The sequence below is a fragment of the Clostridium sp. genome (genome assembly GCF_036660475.1).
Classification (GTDB): Bacteria; Bacillota; Clostridia; order Clostridiales; family Clostridiaceae; genus Clostridium_J.
Map to the genome: position 1 here is coordinate 158,036 of NZ_JAVXAO010000003.1, position 22,801 is coordinate 180,836.

Sequence of the window (22,801 nt, forward strand, 5' to 3'; positions counted from 1 at the left end):
TTAAGGCATCTGATATAAAAATTTCTGTTAACAGAAAAAAGACGTTAATTAAATAACGTCTCTTACAAAATTCATATTATTCTGTTTAATCATTCACTTTAATCTTTTTATCATACTACCCATTTACGATTTCCAGTAAAAGATACATTTAACCATTTATCATATTCAATATGCTTTGTTCTCTTATCTATTTTCTCTCTTACGGCATCCATTTCTTTTAGGTTTTCCATTTTAGTCTTATCATTAAACACAAAATCAATTTCAATTCTTAAAGAAGTTCCTGTCTTACTTACCCTTGTTATTGAATCTTCAAAATTATATTCTCTCTCTATACTTTTAACAATTTTATTTATATCATCGTTAATTTCGTCATTAGCTTTAACAAGTATTATTTCCTTAAATGATTTAATTAGCGTAGTTATAGGAACTTTCAAAAATATAAGTGAAGTTATTATAACCATTACCGGATCCACATATTTGCTTAAATAACTTATGCTAGTATTCTCTATAGCTAATACAATTATAAATCCTATAAAAACTCCAACACTTATCAATGTATCCATTAACCATTGGCTGCTTTCTGCTTTAAGTATATCTGAGTTAAGCTTTTTACCAGTTTTTTTCATATACAGATAAACTCCTGTGCATCCTATAATTGATATTACAGTATATACTATTGCAAAACCTGTATCTACAGGATTTCCTCCAACAAGTATAGTTTGAAATGAGTTTGATAAGGATATTAAACACATTACTATAAGTGCTATTGATTTAAACGCCACTACTATTGGACCTAATGTTTCTTTTCCAAATGGAAAATTTATTTTATCTTTTTTCTCCATGAAACCACATATATATATTGACATCATAGATAGGAATAAACTTATCAATGAATATATCCCATCAAATCTTATCATTTCAGAATCTATAAATAGTCCCCAGCCTATCCCTATAAGAGCAAAAAACAATCCGCCTAATGCTGATAACTTTAATAATTTACTTTCTGTTTTCATTTTACACCTCTACTAAATCTTATTACTATATTATAATAATACAACAATTTAGCTAATTTCCTAACTGACTTTATTGCTGTATATTACTAACAACTATGTTGTTTTGCATTTATAGAATTTATGCAAATAACATAATAGTACCTAAATTTAGTGTTATTAATGCAAAACAGGGTAAAAAACTAAAATATATTAATTTTTTTACCCTATTTATCTTATATATTTTTCAACACTTATTAAAATATGGATTTAATGTGATAATATATATTCTCAGTATAATTTACTTATAATTATACTGATTTTTTATTTTCTTAATGTAGTTTTAATGTAAATAGTTAAATCTACGCCTATAAATCACCAATAAATTCTAGAACCATATCTTTATTTGTAGCCCAAGATGTTACAAGACGAATAGCAGAGTTATCTGAATTAATCTTTTCCCAAACATAAAATAAATACTTCTCTTCTAGTTTTTTAATCAAATCATTTGGTAATATAGGAAATATTTGATTAGTTGGTGAGTCAATCATAAATTTATATCCTGCCTTAGTAATACCTTCCTTAAGTATATCTGCCATATCATTTGCATGATGTGCTAGTTCAAAGTATAAATCATCTTTAAAAAGCTCCATAAACTGCACCCCTAAGATTCTACCCTTTGCAAATAATCCACCCTTTTGCTTAATATGGTATCTAAATTCTCCTTTAAGAGAATCTCTGCAAATTACTAATGCCTCTCCCATTAAAGCTCCGCCTTTAGTTCCTCCAATATAGAATGCATCCACAAGTTCAGCTAATTCATGAATCTTTATATCATTTTCCTTAGAGCATAGTGCAGACCCGAGTCTTGCGCCATCTACATACAAAAATAAATTGTTCTTTCTACAAACCTTATTTATTTCTTCAAGTTCTCTTTTCTTATATATGGTTCCTATCTCTGTAGGATTAGATATATAAACTAGTTTAGGCTTTACCATATGCTCATCTGTATGTCCATCTACCACGGTTTTAATATGCTCTGCAGTTAATTTACCATCCTTTACTTCAACTGAAATAACTTTATGTCCTGTAGCTTCAATTGCTCCAGTCTCATGAACTAAAACATGTCCACTACAAGGCGCAATAACTGCTTCATGTGGTCTCAAAAAAGCTGAGATTGAAGTAAGATTAGTTTGAGTTCCACCTACGAACAAATGAACATCTACATCTTCTCGTTTTATCTTTTCTTTTATAAATTTAATTGCATTTTCTGTATAACAATCATCACCATATCCATCTGTCTGCTCCAAATTTGATTCTATAAGAGCATTTAATATTCTTGGATGTGCTCCCTCGCTATAGTCATTTTTAAAACTGTACATGTTAAACCCTCCATCTTAAGTTTTATTTTTACCTAATATAAGAACAAGTTAATATTTGTTTTTTCACAATCAATTATAACATCAATTCCAATTCTTTTTAAATATGCTAATCAAAATTTTCAGTAATTATACTCCAATATATAATAACTGATTTCTTTACCTTAGATACCTTTCCATATATAATTCAAAAGGAATAATTATATATGCTTTAATTGTGCAATCAAAATTGCTATGATATACTAAAATCAATATAAAATGGACACAATAAATCTTTCTTGCCCTGTTGTGATTTATAAAATTTACTGTGTTTACTTATAATATTATATGACTTTATAAATGTTAAGGAATGATTAAAATGGACAAAAAAAGTAAAATTACAAGCCCAAGATACCAGCAGATTGCTGCTGATATAGCATCAAAAATTGCAACGGGTCATTATAAATTAGGTGAAAAAATCTACGCTAGATCAATGTTAGCAAGCCAATATGGAGTATCATCTGAAACATCTCGACGTGCAATTTGCATTTTATCTGATCTTGATATTGTAGATACAACTAAGGGTAGCGGCGTTGTTATTAAATCTTGTGAAAATGCAATAAAATTCATTAAACAATATAATGACGTGCAAACAGTTAATGACCTGAAATTGCAACTTCTAAACAGTATTGAACGACAAACTAAGGAAAACTTATATTTCAAAGAAAGACTAGTTGAACTTATTGATAAAACCGATAGATTAAAATATACAAATCCCTTTGTCCCCTTTGAAATATCCATAAATAATACATGCCTCTACATAGGAAGAAGTCTTTCTGAGATACATTTTTGGCAAAATACTACGGCAACTGTGGTTGCAATCAAGCGCGAAGAAGGTCTAATTATGTCGCCAGGTCCTCACGCAATTTTATTAGATGATGATGTTCTATATTTTGTTGGATATGAACTTTGCTATGACAGAGTTTTAAACTTTTTATATCCATAAATGTCCACTAATTTAAAATCAATAAACACGGTAAGCAAGTATATCTACTGGATATTTGTTTACCGTGTTTTTGCTTTTATTTTTATAATATTATTTGAAAAATAAGCTAATTATCCACACTCATTCTTAATAAATCAGTCATAAATTTTTGACATAAGTAACAACCTTGTGTTACGATTAGATTGTTACTTTAGTTAAAAGGAGGTTTTTTTTTGATACAATTTAAAAATATAACAAAATCATTCAAATCACGTACTATTTTAAATAATATTTCTTTCACAATTGAAAAAGGTGATTTAGTGGCTATTATCGGTGCTAGTGGATGTGGAAAAACAACGACACTAAAAATGATTAACCAACTAATTAAACCTACATCAGGTGAAATCTTAATAAATGGGAAAAATATTATAGATACAGATGTAATACAGTTAAGACGTGGAATGGGCTATGTTATTCAACAAACAGGTTTGTTCCCTCATATGACAATTCGAGAAAACATTGAAATTATTCCAAGGATTGAAAAAAATAATGTAATAGATATTGAGAATAAGACAAATGAGTTAATGGATATGGTTGGTATGAATCCTGAAGAATACTTAGATAGATACCCCACAGAACTAAGTGGAGGTCAACAACAAAGAATAGGTGTTGCTAGAGCCTTTGCAACCAATCCCGAAATTATTTTAATGGATGAACCATTTAGTGCCCTTGATCCAATTACAAGGATTCAACTTCAAGATGAACTTGTAAATTTACATTCGCAATTCAAGAAAACTATTGTTTTTGTAACTCATGACATGGATGAAGCAATAAAAATTGCTGATAAAATATGTATCATGAATGAAGGTGAAATTCTCCAATATGACACACCTGAAAATATTCTTAAAAATCCTTGCAACGATTTTGTAAGTGAATTTGTAGGTAAAAATAGAATTTGGACCTCACCTGAATTTATAAAAGCAAAAGATATCATGATTGAAGATCCTATTAAATGTTCACCAAGCTTATCGCTTCTTAAATGTTTAGAAAAAATGCGTTCTTCTAAAGTTGATAGTTTAATGGTTACTGATAAGTCTAATCATCTTTTAGGAATTGTTAAAGCAAAACAAATACAAGTAAAATCAGATAGAAGTATTCCTGTAGAAGAAATTATGAATACTGAATTTTTACATGCATTCCCTGATGATACAATTGTTGATGTCCTTGCTATTGTAGATAACAACGAAGTATCTAATATTCCAATTATAGATCAAGACCGTATCTTACGTGGGCTTATAACTAAAAGTAGCTTAGTTACAACACTAAGTCAACAATTCTTAGATACAGAGGAGGAGATTATATAATATGGATTTTTTAAATTATTTAATACAAAATCAAGATCAAATTTTCACTCTATTATTTGAGCATATAAAGCTTACAACCTTATCTGTAGGTTTATCTATTTTAATAGGTGTTCCTCTTGGAATACTAATTAGTTATATTAAAAAACTTCATAAACCAGTACTTGGGATAGCCAATATTGTACAAGCAATTCCAAGTATGGCACTGTTAGGATTTGCAATTCCATTTTTAGGAATAGGAACTAAGCCAGCTATTGTCATGGTAGTGCTTTACTCATTGTTGCCTATTATAAAAAATACTTACACTGGGATTCAAAATATTAATCCACAAATGCTAGAAGCAGCAAGAGGTATTGGGTTAACTAAATCTCAGATATTAACCAAAATTCAAATCCCACTTGCATTACCTGTTATTATGGCAGGTGTAAGAATATCTGCTGTTACAGCTGTAGGCCTTATGACTATGGCTGCATTTATTGGTGGCGGTGGACTAGGATTCCTTGTATTCTCTGGAATTAGAACAGTAAGTAATTATCAAATTTTAGCAGGGGCCATCCCAGCTTGTTTACTTGCACTATTTGTAGATTTTCTTGTTGGAACAGTGGAAAATTTAGTAACTCCAATTAGTTTACAATCAAACAATAAAGATTTAAAGTCAAAAAAAGTTCAGAGAAAAACACAAAAAATCACTCTTGGCATTACCGCAATTGGACTTGTTATTATATTTGCTATAACAGGAATTGGTAATACTAATACAAATAAAGATACCATTGTTATCGGTAGTAAAGATTTTACTGAACAAGAAATTTTATGTCATTTACTGTCTGAAGCAATTGAATCTAATACAGATATCTCTGTTGAGCGTAAACCTGCTCTTGGAGGAACCCAAATTTGTTTATCCGCTTTAAAATCTGATGAAATAGATATGTATGTTGAGTATAGCGGTACAGCCTATGGCGATATTTTAAAACACCCTGCTATATCTGATATTGAAGAAGTATACAATACTGTTAAGAGTGACTTTAAGGAACAATTCAATATAGATGTATTATCTCAATTTGGATTCAATAACACTTATGCGTTGGCTGTAACAAAAGATATAGCTTCACAATACAATTTGAAAACCATAAGTGATCTTTCAAAGGTAGCTAATGAGTTTACTATCTCTCCATCCTTAGAATTTATAAATAGAGCCGATGGTCTCGTAGGTCTTACAGACGTTTACAATTTTAATTTCAAAAATACAATTGCAATTGATGGTAGCCATAAGTACACAGCTCTAGTTAACAACGAAAGTCAAGTAGTAGATGCCTTTGCCACAGATGCACTTATTGAAAAATTTGATTTAGTTATTTTAGAGGATGATAAACACTTCTTCCCACCATACTATGCTATACCAGTTATTAATAGTGATACTATGGAAAAATATCCTGAAATCTTACCTATTCTAGATAATCTAGGATCAATTTTAAATGATAAAATAATGAGTGAATTAAATTATAAAGTTGATGAATTAAGAGAAAGTCCACAAGATGTGGCAAAAGAATTTTTAACCCAAAATGGTATAATTAAATAATAGCAAGGGGCATAGAAAGAATTTCTTTCTATGCCCCTTGCTATTACAATTCTAAATTTAATTCTATAGTTTGAAATACTAATAAACTATTCTTATTTCTGCTGATATTCTGCCATATATTCGCCATGAGCATCAATTAATTCATCACACATTGCTACAATATCATCAATAGAAAGTTCAGCAGCAGTATGTGGGTCTAGCATAGCAGCCTGATATATATGCTCTCTTTTCTTAGTAATCGCAGCTTGAATGGTTAGTAGCTGTGTATTGATATTAGTCATGTTCATTGCCGCTAGTTGAGGTGGTAACTTACCAACATGGCATGGAGTAACTCCCATTGAATCTACTAAGCACGGTACTTCAACACATGCATCTGCTGGTAGATTATCAATCAACCCTGTATTCATTACATTTCCACCAATTTTACAAGGAACATTAGTAACTATTGCTTCCATGATATATGATGCATATTCTGTAGAACGTTTATGAGTTATTTTACCATCCCTAAGAATGCTGTTTTTCTCATCTTCCCATCCTTTGATTTGCTCTATGCAACGCCTTGGATATTCATCTAGTGGAATGTTGAATTTATCTATAAGCTCTGGATATTTACTTTTGATAAATAGTGGATTGTATTCCGCATTATGTTCACTAGATTCAGTGCAGTAATATCCTAAGTGTTTTATATATTCATAACGAACCATATCGTCATGTTTTTCATTTGCATTTTTTTCAGCTGCTTTTTTTCTAATTTCTGGATATAAGTCGTTACCATCTTTATCGTAGATTTCAAGCAACCATCCCATATGGTTAATACCGGCAATTAGTTCTTTCCTACCTTCAAGCTTATCTTCCATATCCAATCCTTTTAGCAGATACTTGGAACATACTTGTACACTATGACATAACCCAACAGTTTTAATTTTAGTATATCTTTGCATATATCCAGTAAGCATTGCCATAGGATTTGTGTAATTTAAAAACCAAGCATCTGGACATACTTCTTCCATATCTCTTGCAAAATCTCGCATAACCGGAATTGTTCTAAGCCCTCTCATAATGCCGCCTATTCCCAACGTATCCGCGATAGTTTGACGAAGACCATATTTTTTAGGAATCTCAAAATCAATAATTGTACATGGATCATAAAGACCTACTTGGATAGCATTAACAACAAATTTTGCACCTCTCAATGCTTCTTTACGATTTTCAACACCTAAATATGTTTTAATAATAGATCGATTTTCATTAACATTATTGTTAATTGCCTTCAATATAATCTCTGATTCTTCTAAACGTTTTGCATCAATATCATATAATGCAATTTCGCAGTTACATAGAGATGGTGTACACATACAATCTCCCAATACATTTCTTGCAAATATTGTGCTTCCAGCACCCATAAACGTAATTTTAAGCATAATAACTCCCCTTTTTAATTGATTTAGTTGAACATTCCCCATTTCATCTTATATTTTTATTATAATTGTTTTTTCTATAAATACTATTTCACCTTGTTTCAAATCATTGTCATTATGTTGAATACTTGTCCATTTATGGTACAATTTAAATATATTTATTTTCTTATGAAAGGACTTGTTTTTATGATAAATACCATTGAATATTTAGTTGATAGCCCATTGTATGTAAGTAGTTCTCTAACATTATATCAATGTGGATGGGAAAACTGCTGCCCTAGTCACGATTTTGGACCAGCAATCCGTCCCCACTACCTATTTCACTATATACTCAGTGGAAAAGGTAAATTTTATGCCCATGGACAGTGGCATGACCTTACAGAGAAACAAGGCTTCTTAATTTGTCCTGGAGATTCAACCTACTACATTGCCGATGAAAAAGACCCATGGGATTACTGCTGGTTTGGATTCGATGGGTATGAAACTAAAAACATATTAACTCATTGTAATATTTCTAAGGAAAATCCTATTTTTACTGATAATAGTCAGGGTATGCTGAAACAGGAACTGCTGAAACTAATTGAAGTTTTTGAAAGCCATCATTTCAATGAATATGAAGCTATGGGACAACTATACCTGGTATTTTCTAAAATGCAACAATCTAAGAAAGAGTATCTTAAGACTTATGATAAAGGCTATTCAGACAAAGCCGTAGACTTCATACAGCATAACTATAGCTATGATATAAAAATAGCTGATATTGCAAAGCATATAGGTATAGATCGTACATATCTTTATAAAATCTTTATGCAACTTCACAATATCTCTCCCCAACAATATCTAATTCAATTTCGACTTCATGTTGCCTGTAAACTCTTAGAAAGTTCTAATATTAATATTACGGAAATAGCCTATTCTTCTGGCTTTAAAGATACACCTGCATTTTATAAACACTTTAAACGTCATTATGGCATTACACCATCTAAATACAAATCTAGTTTTATATCAAGTGATTCTTACATTCAGATATAGTTTTCTTAAGGGGTATCCTCACTCAAGCTGAATTTTAGAAAAACTTATCTATGATCATACCCACCGTTATCCCAGACTTAGACATCTGAAAATAAGTAATAAGTCAAAGATGCAAATGATATTTTGAGTTAGGTACGGAAGCATGTTCCTCAAATAACATCCACACCCAATGATCCTACTTACGACGTATAGCTGAAAATAGCCGTGGATACTGACTTGTTTAGAATATACCATAATAAAATTCAGGTATTACAAGGACTAGACATAAGCCAAATTTCTTATAAACCTTTTAAATTAAAATGGACTGCCTCATTTTGAGACAGTCCATTTTAAAGTTTTAATATTTTTACATTTTTACATTTTTTTATATTTTCTAAATTTTGAATTTTCTATTCTACCATTTTCAGATTTTAAAGTTTATCCTCTATTCTTAAATAGTATAAAGCCCTATTAATTTTGTTATAAAATATAGTCTAACCTATAATAAACTCAATAAATTCTAATTACATATAGATATTAAATCTGTAATCCAATAATTCTAGCTTCTTTAAGACCTTTAGCACTTTTAATATCACCCTTGTCACTAACTCCACCAACTAAAAGTCTGCCTTTATCTTCCCATTTCATGAATTTTATCATATTAGCTTCATAGTATGAAGTTATTTGCTTAAATGTATCCTCATCATTATCTGCAGCTGTCACAAGTAAGACACATGACTTCTTAATTTTCTTCCCTTCCAATGAACTCCCCATAGCATAAAATCTATCAATGACAGCTTTCATTTGGGAAGTGAAATTCCAATAATATAAAGGTGATGCAAAGACAATTATATTTGCTTTTTTATAAGCGTCATAAACCTTATTCATATCATCCTTTTGAATGCACTGTCCATCCTTATTACACTTATCACAGCCAAGACACCCATTTATCTTGTTCTGCCCAAGATGAATCTTTGTAACTGTATTTCCACCCTCAATTGCCCCTTCAATAAATTCATCTGCTAATATATCCGTGTTGCCTTTAATCCTAGGACTCCCAACCAACACTAGAATATTATTTCCCATATTATATTCCCCCTTATATAATTTTTGTAAATTAATATTATTATACAACTCAAACCCATTAATCACTAATATTTTTTTGAAATTTTGTCCAATATTTTCATTTAATTGATTTCACTTAGTCTACAGTTTAAATCTCTAATTAATTAAACAGCAATTTATAGTGTTTCTTTATATAACTATATAAAGTATAATAAAAATATAATTTAATTTGTGAACTTATATGTCATATAAATAAATAAATTTAATTATTAAGTAGAATTATAGGAGGTATCTTTATGTATGCAGTAGAATTTTTTTTCAATGAAGAAGTTGATTTATATATAAGAAGTATTTGGAAAGCTTTAAGTGATGCAAATATTGATTCAAGTTTAAATAATATTGAAGAAATTAGCCCTCATATAACCTTAGCAGTGTACCAAAATATTAATGAGGAAGCTTTTATTGAGAAGTTTAAAGCTTTCAAATCTAATTTTAAGCCTATTAACACTAGCTTTGATATACTTGGAACCTTTCCTACCACTGGTATTTGCCTTATAAAACCAACAGTTACAGAAGAATTACTAAAATTTCATGGCAAATATCATGAACAGTTTAAATCTTTTAATGAAACTGCAAGTCCATACTATTTACCAAACCGTTGGTCTCCCCATTGTACCTTAGCAATAAACTTAAGTAATGATAATCTTAAAAAAGTATTTAGTTTTGCACTAGATAAATTCAAACCTCTAAATGTTACATTAAATGATGTAGGACTTATTAAAATCTGCTCTAATAACGATAACTGTGAACGCAGTGTTAGATTAGATTAATAACTTTCATAAAATTTCTTACTAAGCGTTCATGATAAATTCCCTAGGTGGTTTATTAAACGTCTTTTTAAATACGCGAAGAAAACTAGAGTAATCATTAAAACCACATTGTAGTGCTGCCTTAGTAACTTGCTCTCCACCTTTTATAAGATCCCTTGCCATTATTAATCTTTTCTGAACCACATAGTTATGCAGTGTGTAGCCTGTTTCCTTCTTAAATTTATGCATAAGGTAATACTTGCTGATATAGAACTTTTCTGACAGAACCTCTATAGAAAGTTCATTACCTAGATTACTATTTATATAGTTTAAAACTTCTTCAATTCGTTTATCATATCTAAGTGAATCTTTATCTGTTATATACATATTGCCAAGGTGAACTCTATTTAAATACACCATTAACTGTACAAAATAGGAATTGCTTAAAAGCTTGTTCCCAAAATCTGTAGAAGCTAGTGATTCCTCTAATGATCCTATTATTAACTTTAACGCATTTTGAAACCTAGCTTCAAGTCTAACTAGATTGAAGCTTTTTTCATTAGCTAATTTAAAACAAGTTGAAAGGTCACACCCATCATAACTATGTTTACTTATGAAATCATAATTAGCCCAAATAACTATCCTCTCATAAACTTCTGAAGAATCAATAATAGGCCTATGAACATCATGATTATTTACCAGCAATATATCCCATGGCTTTAGGTAGTAAGCCTTTCCCTCAATTAAATATGTTACCTTTCCTGACAAAAATATTATAATTTTATTAAAGTCATGATAATGAAACTCAAACTCTTGATTTTTCTTATCCTTTATGTGAAATAGTTGAAAATCTTCATTAAGATATCCTAATTGACTACTAGATTTATCTTCATTTATATACTCAAGTTCACTATTTAGATTATCCAATTTCACACCCTCTCCTTTCTCCATCAAATCATGCTTACTTTCATAATTTAAATTCGCACTATTTAAATTATTTATCTTATTCTTAAGATTTAAATTCACCATATATATTTTAGTAATGATGTTATTATATCCATAACACCACAAAATCACTTTACATATTATGTATTTATAATAAAGCACTTTTAACAATATATCAAGCAATAAATACACTATTTATTGCAAATTATTTGCGTATAATGGATATATAAAGATTAATTGTAGCTAAGATTATAAATTTTCAGTGATTATTGGAGGAATAGATATGAAACTATATAAATTATTAAATCACATTAATTATATTTTGTTAAATGGATATGTAAATACAGAAGTTGAAAGCATCTCTTATGATTCTAGACTAGTAAAACCCAACTCTCTATTTATATGTATAAATGGAACTAATGTAGACGGTCATGATTTTATAGATGAGGCTATAGAAAGGGGTGCTACTGTCGTAGTTATTGAGAAGAACATTCCCCATAAATATAAGGATGTCGTAGTTGTAAAAGTGGAAGATACTAAAATAGCTATAGCAAGTATATCAAATTTATTTTATAAGGAAATCTCTAATAAAATTGAATTAGTTGGAATAACAGGTACCAATGGCAAAACTACAATTGCTCATTATATTAAGGATATGTTAGAGGCTTATGGAAAAAAAGTAGGTGTAATTGGTACCTTAGGTTATGAACTTAAAGACAAAAAAATAAAAATTAAAAAGACAACACCTACCACTCCAGAAGCATTGGAACTACAAGCTGCATTTAAAGAATTTATAGATAAAGGTGCTGACAGCATAGTTATGGAGGTTACTTCTTCTGCACTCGCCAAGCATCGAGTAGATTTTTGTGATTTCAACATTGGTGTATTTACAAACCTATCCCAAGATCACCTTGATGAACATGGAACCATGGAAATCTATAAACATGAAAAGATGAAGTTATTTCATAAATGTAAGCTGGGAATTATCAATATAGATGACGAAGTATCATCTGAAATAATAAACGATGCCCCCTGTAAAATTCTAACCTATGGAATCGATAAACAAGCTGATATAAAAGCTACACAACTTCTGTATAACCATGATTCTGTAACTTTTAGAATTAATTTTAAAAATATAAATAATAATGTTACAGTTAATATTCCTGGTAAATTCACAGTTTATAATGTTTTGGCAGCAATATCAACCTGCTATGGTTTGGGCCTAGACATGGAAGAAATTATAAAATTAATACCTAATATTAACCCCGTACCAGGCAGAATTGAAATGGTAAAAAACAAGTTGAATAAAAATGTCATAGTGGATTATGCTCATACTCCTGATTCATTAGAGAAATTATTAAAAATGTCTAGGGACATAACTGAAGGAACAGTAATCCTTATCTTTGGCTGTGGTGGTGATAGAGATCCATCTAAAAGAGCAATAATGGGAAAAATAGCAGGTTGTTTTGCAGATTATTGCATAATAACTTCTGATAATCCTAGAACTGAAAATCCTAGTCTAATCATTAATCATATTGAAGAAGGCATTAAACAGACAAAAACTCCATATGAAAAAATTCAAGGCAGAAAGTTTGCCATAGCAAGAGGCTTAGAACTATTGAGGGATACTGATCTATTAATTATAGCTGGAAAAGGTCATGAAAAGTATCAAATCATAGGTAAAAGAAAAATACATTTTGATGACATAGAAACTGTTATGGAAATCTTGAACTAAATTCAATTAATCTATATCATATAATCACTTAAGGAGGATTTAAAAATGAAATTTTTAAAAAACTATAAGTCATCATTAATATTATTATTTGCAACTATACTAGGTGGATGCATAGGTCTTATTATGGGTGAAAAAGCAAGTATACTCGCCCCCCTTGGCGATATATTCTTAAATTTAATATTTACCATATTAATACCCCTTGTATTCTTTAATATCTCTTCTGCCATTGCAAATCTTGGTAGTTCACAAAAACTTAGTAGAATCCTTACTGTATCTATAATAGTTTTTGCAATAACCGCTATAATTTCTGGAATAATAGGAGTTGTTAGTTTTAAACTATTTGACCCAACTAGTGGATTAAACTTATCTATATTTACTGACTTATCCACTGGCAGTGAAATACAAGCTGGGAAAGACATCAGCATATTAGGTAAGATAGTATCAAGTATTTCAGTTGGAAACTTTTCAGATTTATTATCAAGAAGTAATTTGCTTGCATTAATAATATTCTCTATTCTTATAGGCTTTGCTACAATGCTCTCTAAAGAAGATGGAAAGCCATTTTTATCATTTTTAAACAGCGGTGCAGCAGTAACTATGAAGGTTATTAATATAATTATGTTCTATGCACCTATTGGAATTGCTGCATACTTTGCCAATGTAGTTGGACAGTTAGGTGGCCAAATATTAAATGGATATGCCAAAGTCTTTATACTATACCTAGGGGTTTCAATAATATACTTCACTTTGTTTTTCACCCTATATGCCTATATATCTGGGAAATCAAAAGGTGTTAAGCTATTTTGGAATAATGCTACTACACCATCAATAACCGCTATATCAACCTGTTCAAGCGCTGCTTGTATCCCAGTTAATATCGCTGCAGCTAAAAGAATGGGTGTTTCTGATACACTAGCTAAAATAATTATGCCTTTAGGAGTTAACATCCATAAAGATGGTTCTGTTATCGGTGGAATATTTAAGATAATGTTTCTATTTTCACTCTTTGGCAAAGACATGGACAGCATCGGGTCTCTTCTCGTTATATTAGGTAGTGGATTGTTAATTGGAGCTGTGGTGGGTGCTGTACCAGGTGGAGGGGCCATAGGTGAAATGCTAATCTTAAGTCTATTTGGATTCCCACCCGAAGCTTTAGCTATAATGCTAGTAATTGCGACCATAATAGACGCACCCGCTACTCTACTAAATTCAGTTGGAAACACTGTTTGTACAATGGTAATATCTAAGTTTACAGAAAAAAGTGCCTAGATTAATTCTAGGCACTTTTACTCGTTATACCATAGCTATTCTAGTTCATTTAACCTGTAGGTAATATTTTAAAGCATCGTTGGTAATGACTTCATATTACCTGCGCTAAACCAATTTGTAACCTCAATTTGCTAAAGCCTTAATACTTCAAAAATCTAAAATAATACATAACGCTAATAATACAAACCACCCTCACTTTAATTCCTTACATTACTGGTACTTTCATTCTGCTCATATTGTAATAGAATATATTATAGATATAATTTATCTAACCTCACTAAAAAAATATGGTTTCCAGCGGGTTAGACATTCGATAAATCAAGTATTGTGTGATGATACACACCAAGTATTTAAAGGAGAGATAAAGATGAAAGTTGGAGTATTAATGGGTGGAACATCTTCTGAAAGAGATGTATCACTTCAATCTGGTGCAGAAATAATCAAAAACTTAGACAAAAATAAATATAATGTTATACCATTAATTATAGATTCAAAAAAGGAAATTATAGATAAAACTGTAGGTTTAGATTTTGCTTTCTTAGCTTTACATGGCGAATTTGGAGAAGATGGTTCAATTCAAAGTATATTAGAAAGCCTTGAAATACCCTATTCAGGAAGTAATCCATTAACTAGTGCCCTATGCATGAATAAGAAGCAAACTAAAAGAATTTTAAAAGCTGAAAACATTAATATCGCTAGTGGTGTCAGTATATATATAAATGACTCAATAGATTTAAATAACATTGAGAAAATAAAATACCCCATGATAGTTAAACCTAATAATGGCGGATCAAGTATCGGTATATCTTTAGTTTATACTAGAGCTGAGTTAAATGCTGCTATTAAAGAAGCTTATAAATATAGTGATGAAGTACTCATTGAAGAATACTTAAATGGATATGAATATACTGTTCCTATTTTAAATGGAGAGGCATTACCTATTCTTTCAATTTCTCATCAGGGAAAATTCTTTGATTATAAATGTAAGTATTCAGATATTAATACTGAAGAAAAGGTTGCAACACTCCCTAAAGAACTCCATAGAGAAATAAGACAAATAGGTGAAGAGTGCTATCGGATCTTTGATTGTAAAGCTTATGTAAGAGTTGATATAATAGTATACAACGGAAAACCTTATGTACTTGAGTTAAATACCTTACCAGGAATGACTAAAAACTCCCTATTTCCTAAAAGTGCACAGGCTGCAAACATTAGTTATTCAGAATTACTTGATAAAATTATTGAGTACTCATTAAAATAATGACAAATAGTAATTACTAATGATAATATTAAGCTTATAGCACATACGCAAATGGGTGGTGATTAACATTGATATTTTCTAATCTTATTATAAACAATGAAGAACCAATTTATATACAAATAGAGCGACATATTACTCTAGGAATAAAAAGAGGCGAATTAAAAAAGAACAGTAAACTTCCTTCTACAAGAGAATCTAGCAAACTTCTAGGCATAAGTAGAAATTCTGTTATTTCTGCCTATGAGGATTTAGAAAGTAAAGGAATAATAATTACAAAGCCAGGTATTGGCACATTTATTTTAATGGAGTACGAAACCCAGTGTCAAGAATACAATGTTGACTTTCTGTCAAAAGTTAATGATTATGGCTCTACACTTCATAATCTGGATATTATAAAAAGTGAACCTGCCTATAAAGAAGGAATGATATCATTCAAGTCTATTTCACCTGAAAACGGCCTCTTCAATCTTGATGATTTTAAAAGATCACTTTTAGATGCATGGGCATATGAAGGTTCCAATCTTCTAAACTATGGATACGCTAAAGGATATCAGCCACTAATCGATTACTTCTTTCAGTATATGGAAGAAAAAAACGTAAATACTGTAGGTAAAGATATTTTAATAACTAATGGTTTCACTGAAGCCTTTGATATAATTATCAGCTGTTTAACAACTCCCGGAGATGTTATTCTATGCGAGAAGCCAACCCATAACACTGCATTAAAGATTATGAAATCTCATGGTCTTAGTATTATACAGATTAACATGGATAAAGAAGGTCTAAACCTAACTGAACTTAATAATGCATTAGAACGCTACAATCCTAAGTTTGGCTATTTAATTCCATCCTACAATAATCCCACAGGTATAGTAACTAAAACACAGAGAAGAAGAGAAATATATAGTCTCTTCAAAAAATACTCTGTACCTATAATTGAAGATGGCTTTAATGAAGAATTACTCTACTCTAGCTCACCTATCGATCCCATAGCTTCACTTTGCGGTAAAGGCAATGGGGTTATATACGTAGGAAGTCTTTCAAAGATATTATTCCCTGGTCTTCGAATTGGTTGGATTCTTGGTGACGAAAAACTAATAGATGTTTTAGAAAGTGCAAAAAGAGGAAGAACTATTCACTCTTCATTCTTAGACCAAAGTGCATTCTACTACTATTTAAAAAGTGGTGCCTTTAACCGATATTTAAAGAATGTAAGAAAATACTATAGAGATAAATACAACCTAGTTATGGATATGGTTGAGAAATATATTACCTATGAATCTGTAACCGGCGAAGGTGGGCTTCATATATTTATAAAACTCAAGAATAACCTAAATGCAAGAAAACTTTTAGACCTATGCTATGAAGATAATGTACTATTCATGGCTGGTGATATTTTCTATGAAAACAATAAACAAATAGATACTTTTAGAATTGGCTTTGGGAGAGTAAGTGATGAGGATATAGAAAAAGGTATTAAAATAATCGGTAAGAATATAAAATTGCTCAGCGAAGTATAAACTTAATTAAACTAATGAAAGAAATTATGAGGTATAAAATTGGAAAAGATAATGAGACCTGTATGGGCTGAAATAGATTTGGATGCAATAGCATACAATACACAAAGTATAAAAAATTTAATTAAAGACAAAGAATTAATAGCAATTGTAAAAGCTGATTGCTATGGTCATGGTGCTATAGACGTAGTCCCAACCCTTCTTGAAAATGGCGCTTCAATCCTTGGTGTAGCAATGATCAGTGAAGCACTTGAACTTAGAAGAAATAATATTAATGCACCTATACTAGTACTTGGGTATACACCTATAGAGCTAGGTGAGAATTTAATAAATAATAATATAGAACAAACAGTTTATGATTTAGAATATGCAAAACAATTATCTGAACTAGCCTTAACGCTGAATAAAAAGGTGAAAATTCATATTGCTATAGATACTGGTATGGGCAGAATAGGATTTCTTCCTAATAAAAATACTATAAAAGAAGTATGTGAAATATGTTCCTTAGAAGGTTTAGAACCCATTGGAATCTTCTCTCACTTTGCTACTTCAGATGAAGAAGATAAATCCTATTCTAATGAGCAACTTCTAAAATTCACAACTCTTATTAAGGATTTAAAATCTCTTGGAATAGATATTTCTTTAAAGCACTTTTCAAATAGTGGAGCAATTATTGATATGCCTGAAACTTACTTAAATGCAGTAAGACCTGGAATTCTACTGTATGGATATTATCCTTCTAATGAAGTTAATAAGGGTAATATCTCACTTAAACCAGCTCTAACATTAAAGGGGAAAATAGCCCATGTAAAGGAATTAGATGAAGATATGTACATTAGCTATGGTAAAACCTTTAAAACCGAAAAGAAAACCACTATAGCAACTCTCCCAATTGGTTATGGGGATGGCTATTCTAGGCTACTTGGCAATGGCGCTAAAGTAATTATAAATGGAAAGTTTGCTAATGTAGTCGGTAGAATTTGCATGGATCAATGCATGATTGATGTTACAGATGTAGGTGTTGTTAAGACCGGGGATGAAGTAATAATTTTAGGTGAAGTAGGAAATTTAAGATTAAATGCAGATGATTTAGCAGAAACCTTAGGTACAATTAACTATGAGATACTTTGTATGCTTAAGCATAGAATTCCTAGGGTATATATTAAAAATGGAGCTATAATCAATGTTAGAAATTATATTTAATAAAGTACATTAAATAAGATAGGCCCCTAATGGACCTATCTTATTATTTTAACATGTTAGCATTTTAAATAATTAACCCCATAATTCATAACATTCATTACAGAGTTTTCTCTCATTCACAGAAGTTCTATTAGCACACCTTATGCACTCTTGGTTACCAACTTCATAAAAATCCATTTCATCTTCTAAATTTTCATCTGATAACCCTTCTGGACCTACATATCCAAATACACTACCCATATTACATTCCTCCTTAGTTATAATTTACTTAGTTACAAATTATTACGTTTTAGTTTTAAAGCTTAATAATCTATAAATCTTTATCATTATAATTACCAAAGAATAGTTGTTTTATGCAATTGAAGTAAACGTCTTAAACTTTAATTTAGAAATTTATTAATCCAATTCTTATCAATTACTTCAAAGCTATTACTTCTTTTCATTGACACTTCAATACCATAACGTTTTTTAAGTGATTCATACAATCCCATATTAAATTCACAAGACAGTGCATTTCCTTCCATATCTAAACATACAAAAATATTTTCATCGTAATTTTCATCCTTATCAAAGTATATATTTGATAAGATAAATTCAGGTTTTTTTTCCTCTATATCAGAAACATAGAATACTTTGCTCATTTCTACAATAGTATCTTGAAGATTTTCATCAAATATCTTGATTTTTTCTCTAAGGTCATTAGCTGTTTTTACAACCCTTAATACATAATCTGCTCCAAATTTAGAAGTAAAGTTGTTAGATAACTCCTCTAACCTGCTCATTAATTTTTCTTCATTTTCATCATAATTTGGTAATAAATATATAAGTATTTTTTTATCCATATCATGATACATACAATCTGTTAATAGGTGAGTTATTTCTCCGCATTCAGGACAGCAGTGGTTAAATAACTTCTGTGAAAGTATATCTTCCTTTGCACCCTTATCTACTGCTACATTAACACTATCCCATATGCTTACTTCAAACTTAGCTGAACATTTAGGACAAGTTATTTTCCCACTCTTTTTAATTGACATTACGCATTCCCCCCAGTGTATATCAAACATATTCCCAAAATAACTATTGAATTTATGATCTATTTAGCGAATACTATACCATTAAAATCTCTTGTATTCCAGCAAATATGCCCTAAATCTTTTACTTAGCATTTTATTTCATATGTCTTGTTAAAGTAGTTTCCCAATTACACATAATATTCAACGCATCAACCTAAATATCCTTTTATTTTATTTTTTAAATATATCTTTTCTAATAAAATTACTTACCTCATTCCAAGCATCCTTACTTTCAGGAATCATGTCCCCTACCATCTGAAATACATGGAACATCCCTTCATAGACTGATAGTTTTACGTTTCCATTTTGTGCATTGGCCCTTTCTGCAACTGTCAGTGTATCACTTAATAACACCTCATGAGTCCCCACTTGCATTAACATAGGTGGAAACCCATTAAAATCTCCATATACCGGAGAGATATATGGATTATAAGGATCTTCATTTCCAATATATGTTGAATTGTACAACATATTATTTGTAGAACGTCCAAATAGTGGATCTATATCAAAATTGTCTGTGTAACTTGCACCACTATTAGTTAAATCCGTCCAAGGAGACATAAGAACTACTCCTGCTGGCAGTGACATAAAATTATCTCTTAAATATAGACATAATGCTAATGCTAATCCGCCTCCTGCTGAATCACCTACTACTATTAAATTTTCTAAATTATATTTCTGCTTTTCTACAAGCCATTTATATGCAACTATAGCATCATTTAGAGCCGCTGGATATGGATTTTCTGGAGCTACTCTATAATCTATGGTTAGTACATCTCCACCTTCCATGATTTCTGAGTAATTTATAGCAAACCTTCTATATACATTTTTCATTGGTCCAATATATCCGCCTCCATGAAGCTGTAAAACTATTTTTCCATTCGATGCACCTTCCGGCTTTAAATACTCCATTTCGAAATTTTCCATCTCTATCTTTTCATAGGAATATCCACTAGGGCATTTCCATGATGGCTCTATTGGATGTTTTCTAAATTTACCCGTCTGAATCGGTTCACCTAAAGAAGTCTCTATTACATTCCCAATAAATTCACGGACTAAATTCCCCCTAATACTAGTCTTTCTATTCTTCATATATTCTCTCCTAAGTATAGAACCTTCTAATCAGTTCATTTTTTACACTTCTATCCCCAAAAACTATGGTTCCAACTAGGATAATAATTGAAATTCCACTTGTTAGACTAGCTAAAAGCGGCTGACTAATTAATCCTACCCAAAATAAAATTAATGGAATAAAGCTAAATATAGTTATAGCAATCTGATACATAAAATAGCTCTGCCAGTTCATTGGATTTACAATCATAAGTAGTACAATAGCTAAATTTGCAAACATTATAATTCCAGGTATTGCATAATTTACTGACCAACCTCTATACCCAATCACATTATCAATAACAACTAATAAGATACCTGCACCTATTGTTTGCACTAAAATTTTAGAAGCCAAATTTGCATTATTCATTATAGAATATGTAACTGTAATTCCAAAATAAATAATACCAACTACTGCAATTATTGACCATACAACTCCTGTATAGGTAATATAATTTATAAATCCTAACCCTGCTGCAACGAGGATAAGAATAAATACAAATATTTTTTTTATGGTATTAAATTTATTTATATCGAAATATATCACTGGATACATACTGTCTACTTTATCCTCAACTTCATCCACCTCTAATAGTCCTATGCATAAAGGACAAGTATGAGTTTCATCTAATATATTCACATTGCATCTTTTACATTTTTTCATTTAATACACCATTACTTTCTATATCTACAGGAATACCTTCTTTTGCTAAAGCACGAAAGAAAGCTCTTTGTAAATATGTATCTGCTAAAACCGTTGTAAAATTGACTATTAACTTATCTTTATATGAACATACCCCACACTTCATTTTCTGCTTTTTAGAAACACCTATTAAAAAATGAAAATTCTCTATGTCCGCTTCAAACTCGGGAAGAACAGTAATCTTGCCTAAATTTGATAAGGTTGTGGTATTTGCTTTGCTAATTTTGCTATAAATAAATTGTAATGCAATATATTTGAATGCTAGTGGAACAAATCGTATCATTAATTTTTTCTCATTAGAAACATTGTATGAAATAGTCTCTTGTAGCTTTTCCTTGGTTATACTATCATCCATTTGCGTACTTACAAGGGAAATTATTTCATCAAAAGTATGTTCCTCTCCATCTGATAAAAATTCAATAGCAGTTACTGCAAAAAAGTTCATCGTAGTTGTAGATTCAAAGAATGACCTTAAATTTACAGGTAGATTAATTGAAATTGGATTAGGGTTTTCTTGCTTATTTAAGTACTCTTCATAAATACACCATATAAGTAGCGCTACTAGGTATTTTGTAATACTTACACCCTTCTCCTTGCAAACTTTTTTAAGTATAGGTATGTCAATATATCCATGAATAACACTAACTGCATCTAAATATACTACAGAGCCCTTTAACTGATATGCCTTTTTTGTACCATAGGTTTTTTTAGGCATTTTTTTATAATTCTTAAGATAGCTATCTTCCACATTAAGAATACAATCTCTACTTGGTCTTTTATATACTTCTTCCCCTGGATTTTCTAATTTTACTAGATTTAAATAATGATAGGTAAGCTCCTTTAAAAAATTAAGTGCTCCCATTCCATCTGTAATTGCATGGAAAACCTCTAAGTTAATTCTCTTTTTGTAGTAAGAAACACGAAATAAAAATTGCTGATTACTATTTGGATCTATATATTTACACGGATATGTGGCTTCATTCTCTATTATTGGAACCTTTTTATTTGTTTCAAAATAGTACCAGAAAAATCCTCTTCTTAACCTTACATTAAACCCATCAAACCAAGGTAGTATATCCTGTAATGCCTTTTGTAAAACCTCCGGTATAATCTCTTGTTTTAATGTAGCCGATACTCGGAAAACATTGCTGAGCTTCTCACTAGCTATAACTGGGAATATTTTTGCAGTATTGTCGAGTCCTCGCCACTTTGTATGTTGATTTTTTCTATTCATTTTATTCACTCTTTCTTTGCTCCGTCTTATTAGTCATCTTTTGAAAATAAATAGGTCAATATGTTCGACTATTTGACTTCTTATTTATTTTCAGATGCCTTATTAAAGAACACTTCCTTATTATAACAAAGTAACCTTACTTTTTCATTACTTTACTTTTTGAAAATGATTTTTAA

At 30.4% G+C, this 22,801-nt stretch carries 20 protein-coding genes; 10 read left to right on the forward strand and 10 right to left on the reverse strand.

The window, feature by feature from the left end; translation table 11 throughout:
* Window positions 1–110 precede the first annotated feature (110 nt).
* Both RSA29_RS06260 and RSA29_RS06265 read right to left on the reverse strand, forming a co-directional pair.
* Window positions 111–1,013, reverse strand: a complete 903-nt coding sequence (locus RSA29_RS06260) for a cation diffusion facilitator family transporter (RefSeq protein WP_346942630.1) — start codon at window positions 1,011–1,013, stop codon at window positions 111–113.
* A 344-nt stretch (window positions 1,014–1,357) separates the two neighbouring features.
* Window positions 1,358–2,371 (reverse strand): low specificity L-threonine aldolase, encoded by a 1,014-nt coding sequence (locus RSA29_RS06265; RefSeq protein ID WP_346942629.1) that lies wholly within the window; start codon window positions 2,369–2,371, stop codon window positions 1,358–1,360.
* Window positions 2,372–2,726: 355 nt separating this feature from the next.
* On the opposite strand from RSA29_RS06265, the gene RSA29_RS06270 reads away from it, so the two are divergent.
* From RSA29_RS06270 to RSA29_RS06280, 3 genes are all read left to right on the forward strand, one after another.
* On the forward strand, window positions 2,727–3,353 hold the full coding sequence (locus RSA29_RS06270; protein WP_346942628.1) for a TrkA C-terminal domain-containing protein: 627 nt from the start codon (window positions 2,727–2,729) through the stop codon (window positions 3,351–3,353).
* 212 nt (window positions 3,354–3,565) lie between these two features.
* Window positions 3,566–4,696: an ABC transporter ATP-binding protein gene (locus RSA29_RS06275; RefSeq protein ID WP_346942627.1), complete on the forward strand. Its 1,131-nt coding sequence runs from the start codon at window positions 3,566–3,568 to the stop codon at window positions 4,694–4,696.
* 1 nt (window position 4,697) lies between these two features.
* The gene (locus RSA29_RS06280; RefSeq protein WP_346942626.1) at window positions 4,698–6,269 is read left to right on the forward strand and encodes a glycine betaine ABC transporter substrate-binding protein; all 1,572 of its coding nucleotides are present in this window, start codon (window positions 4,698–4,700) and stop codon (window positions 6,267–6,269) included.
* A 92-nt stretch (window positions 6,270–6,361) separates the two neighbouring features.
* Here the strand turns inward: RSA29_RS06280 and RSA29_RS06285 are convergent, their stop codons facing one another.
* Window positions 6,362–7,690: an alpha-glucosidase/alpha-galactosidase gene (locus tag RSA29_RS06285; protein ID WP_346942625.1), complete on the reverse strand. Its 1,329-nt coding sequence runs from the start codon at window positions 7,688–7,690 to the stop codon at window positions 6,362–6,364.
* A gap of 165 nt (window positions 7,691–7,855) precedes the next feature.
* Between RSA29_RS06285 and RSA29_RS06290 the strand changes: the two genes are divergently transcribed.
* Window positions 7,856–8,719, forward strand: coding sequence for an AraC family transcriptional regulator (locus tag RSA29_RS06290; RefSeq protein WP_346942624.1), 864 nt, complete (start codon window positions 7,856–7,858; stop codon window positions 8,717–8,719).
* A gap of 516 nt (window positions 8,720–9,235) precedes the next feature.
* On the opposite strand, the gene RSA29_RS06295 is transcribed toward RSA29_RS06290, so the two are convergent.
* Window positions 9,236–9,784: a flavodoxin family protein gene (locus tag RSA29_RS06295; RefSeq protein WP_346942623.1), complete on the reverse strand. Its 549-nt coding sequence runs from the start codon at window positions 9,782–9,784 to the stop codon at window positions 9,236–9,238.
* Between the two features lie 275 nt (window positions 9,785–10,059).
* Here RSA29_RS06295 and RSA29_RS06300 point away from each other — a divergent pair, with 275 nt between their 5' ends.
* Window positions 10,060–10,593: a 2'-5' RNA ligase family protein gene (locus RSA29_RS06300; RefSeq protein ID WP_346942622.1), complete on the forward strand. Its 534-nt coding sequence runs from the start codon at window positions 10,060–10,062 to the stop codon at window positions 10,591–10,593.
* Between the two features lie 21 nt (window positions 10,594–10,614).
* Here the strand turns inward: RSA29_RS06300 and RSA29_RS06305 are convergent, their stop codons facing one another.
* Window positions 10,615–11,523, reverse strand: a complete 909-nt coding sequence (locus tag RSA29_RS06305) for an AraC family transcriptional regulator (RefSeq protein WP_346944385.1) — start codon at window positions 11,521–11,523, stop codon at window positions 10,615–10,617.
* A gap of 277 nt (window positions 11,524–11,800) precedes the next feature.
* Between RSA29_RS06305 and RSA29_RS06310 the strand changes: the two genes are divergently transcribed.
* From RSA29_RS06310 to alr, 5 genes are all read left to right on the forward strand, one after another.
* Entirely contained in the window at window positions 11,801–13,252 is a 1,452-nt protein-coding gene (locus tag RSA29_RS06310) for a UDP-N-acetylmuramoyl-L-alanyl-D-glutamate--2,6-diaminopimelate ligase (RefSeq protein WP_346942621.1), read from the forward strand.
* Between the two features lie 45 nt (window positions 13,253–13,297).
* Window positions 13,298–14,521 (forward strand): dicarboxylate/amino acid:cation symporter, encoded by a 1,224-nt coding sequence (locus RSA29_RS06315; protein ID WP_346942620.1) that lies wholly within the window; start codon window positions 13,298–13,300, stop codon window positions 14,519–14,521.
* A gap of 367 nt (window positions 14,522–14,888) precedes the next feature.
* Entirely contained in the window at window positions 14,889–15,782 is an 894-nt protein-coding gene (locus RSA29_RS06320) for a D-alanine--D-alanine ligase (RefSeq protein WP_346942619.1), read from the forward strand.
* Window positions 15,783–15,850: 68 nt separating this feature from the next.
* Window positions 15,851–17,302 (forward strand): PLP-dependent aminotransferase family protein, encoded by a 1,452-nt coding sequence (locus RSA29_RS06325; RefSeq protein WP_346942618.1) that lies wholly within the window; start codon window positions 15,851–15,853, stop codon window positions 17,300–17,302.
* 39 nt (window positions 17,303–17,341) lie between these two features.
* On the forward strand, window positions 17,342–18,502 hold the full coding sequence (alr, locus tag RSA29_RS06330; protein WP_346942617.1) for an alanine racemase: 1,161 nt from the start codon (window positions 17,342–17,344) through the stop codon (window positions 18,500–18,502).
* Window positions 18,503–18,574: 72 nt separating this feature from the next.
* Here alr and RSA29_RS06335 read toward each other — a convergent pair whose 3' ends face one another.
* The 5 genes from RSA29_RS06335 to RSA29_RS06355 form a co-directional block, all read right to left on the reverse strand.
* A complete protein-coding gene (locus RSA29_RS06335; RefSeq protein ID WP_346942616.1) occupies window positions 18,575–18,742 on the reverse strand; it encodes a hypothetical protein in 168 nt (55 codons plus the stop codon).
* 140 nt (window positions 18,743–18,882) lie between these two features.
* Window positions 18,883–19,539: a CpXC domain-containing protein gene (locus RSA29_RS06340; RefSeq protein WP_346942615.1), complete on the reverse strand. Its 657-nt coding sequence runs from the start codon at window positions 19,537–19,539 to the stop codon at window positions 18,883–18,885.
* A 210-nt stretch (window positions 19,540–19,749) separates the two neighbouring features.
* On the reverse strand, window positions 19,750–20,670 hold the full coding sequence (locus RSA29_RS06345) for an alpha/beta hydrolase (RefSeq protein ID WP_346942614.1): 921 nt from the start codon (window positions 20,668–20,670) through the stop codon (window positions 19,750–19,752).
* A 10-nt stretch (window positions 20,671–20,680) separates the two neighbouring features.
* Window positions 20,681–21,352 (reverse strand): DUF6320 domain-containing protein, encoded by a 672-nt coding sequence (locus tag RSA29_RS06350; protein WP_346942613.1) that lies wholly within the window; start codon window positions 21,350–21,352, stop codon window positions 20,681–20,683.
* On the reverse strand, window positions 21,339–22,625 hold the full coding sequence (locus RSA29_RS06355) for a hypothetical protein (protein WP_346942612.1): 1,287 nt from the start codon (window positions 22,623–22,625) through the stop codon (window positions 21,339–21,341). The genes RSA29_RS06350 and RSA29_RS06355 overlap by 14 nt, the downstream gene beginning before the upstream one ends.
* Window positions 22,626–22,801: the final 176 nt, after the last annotated feature.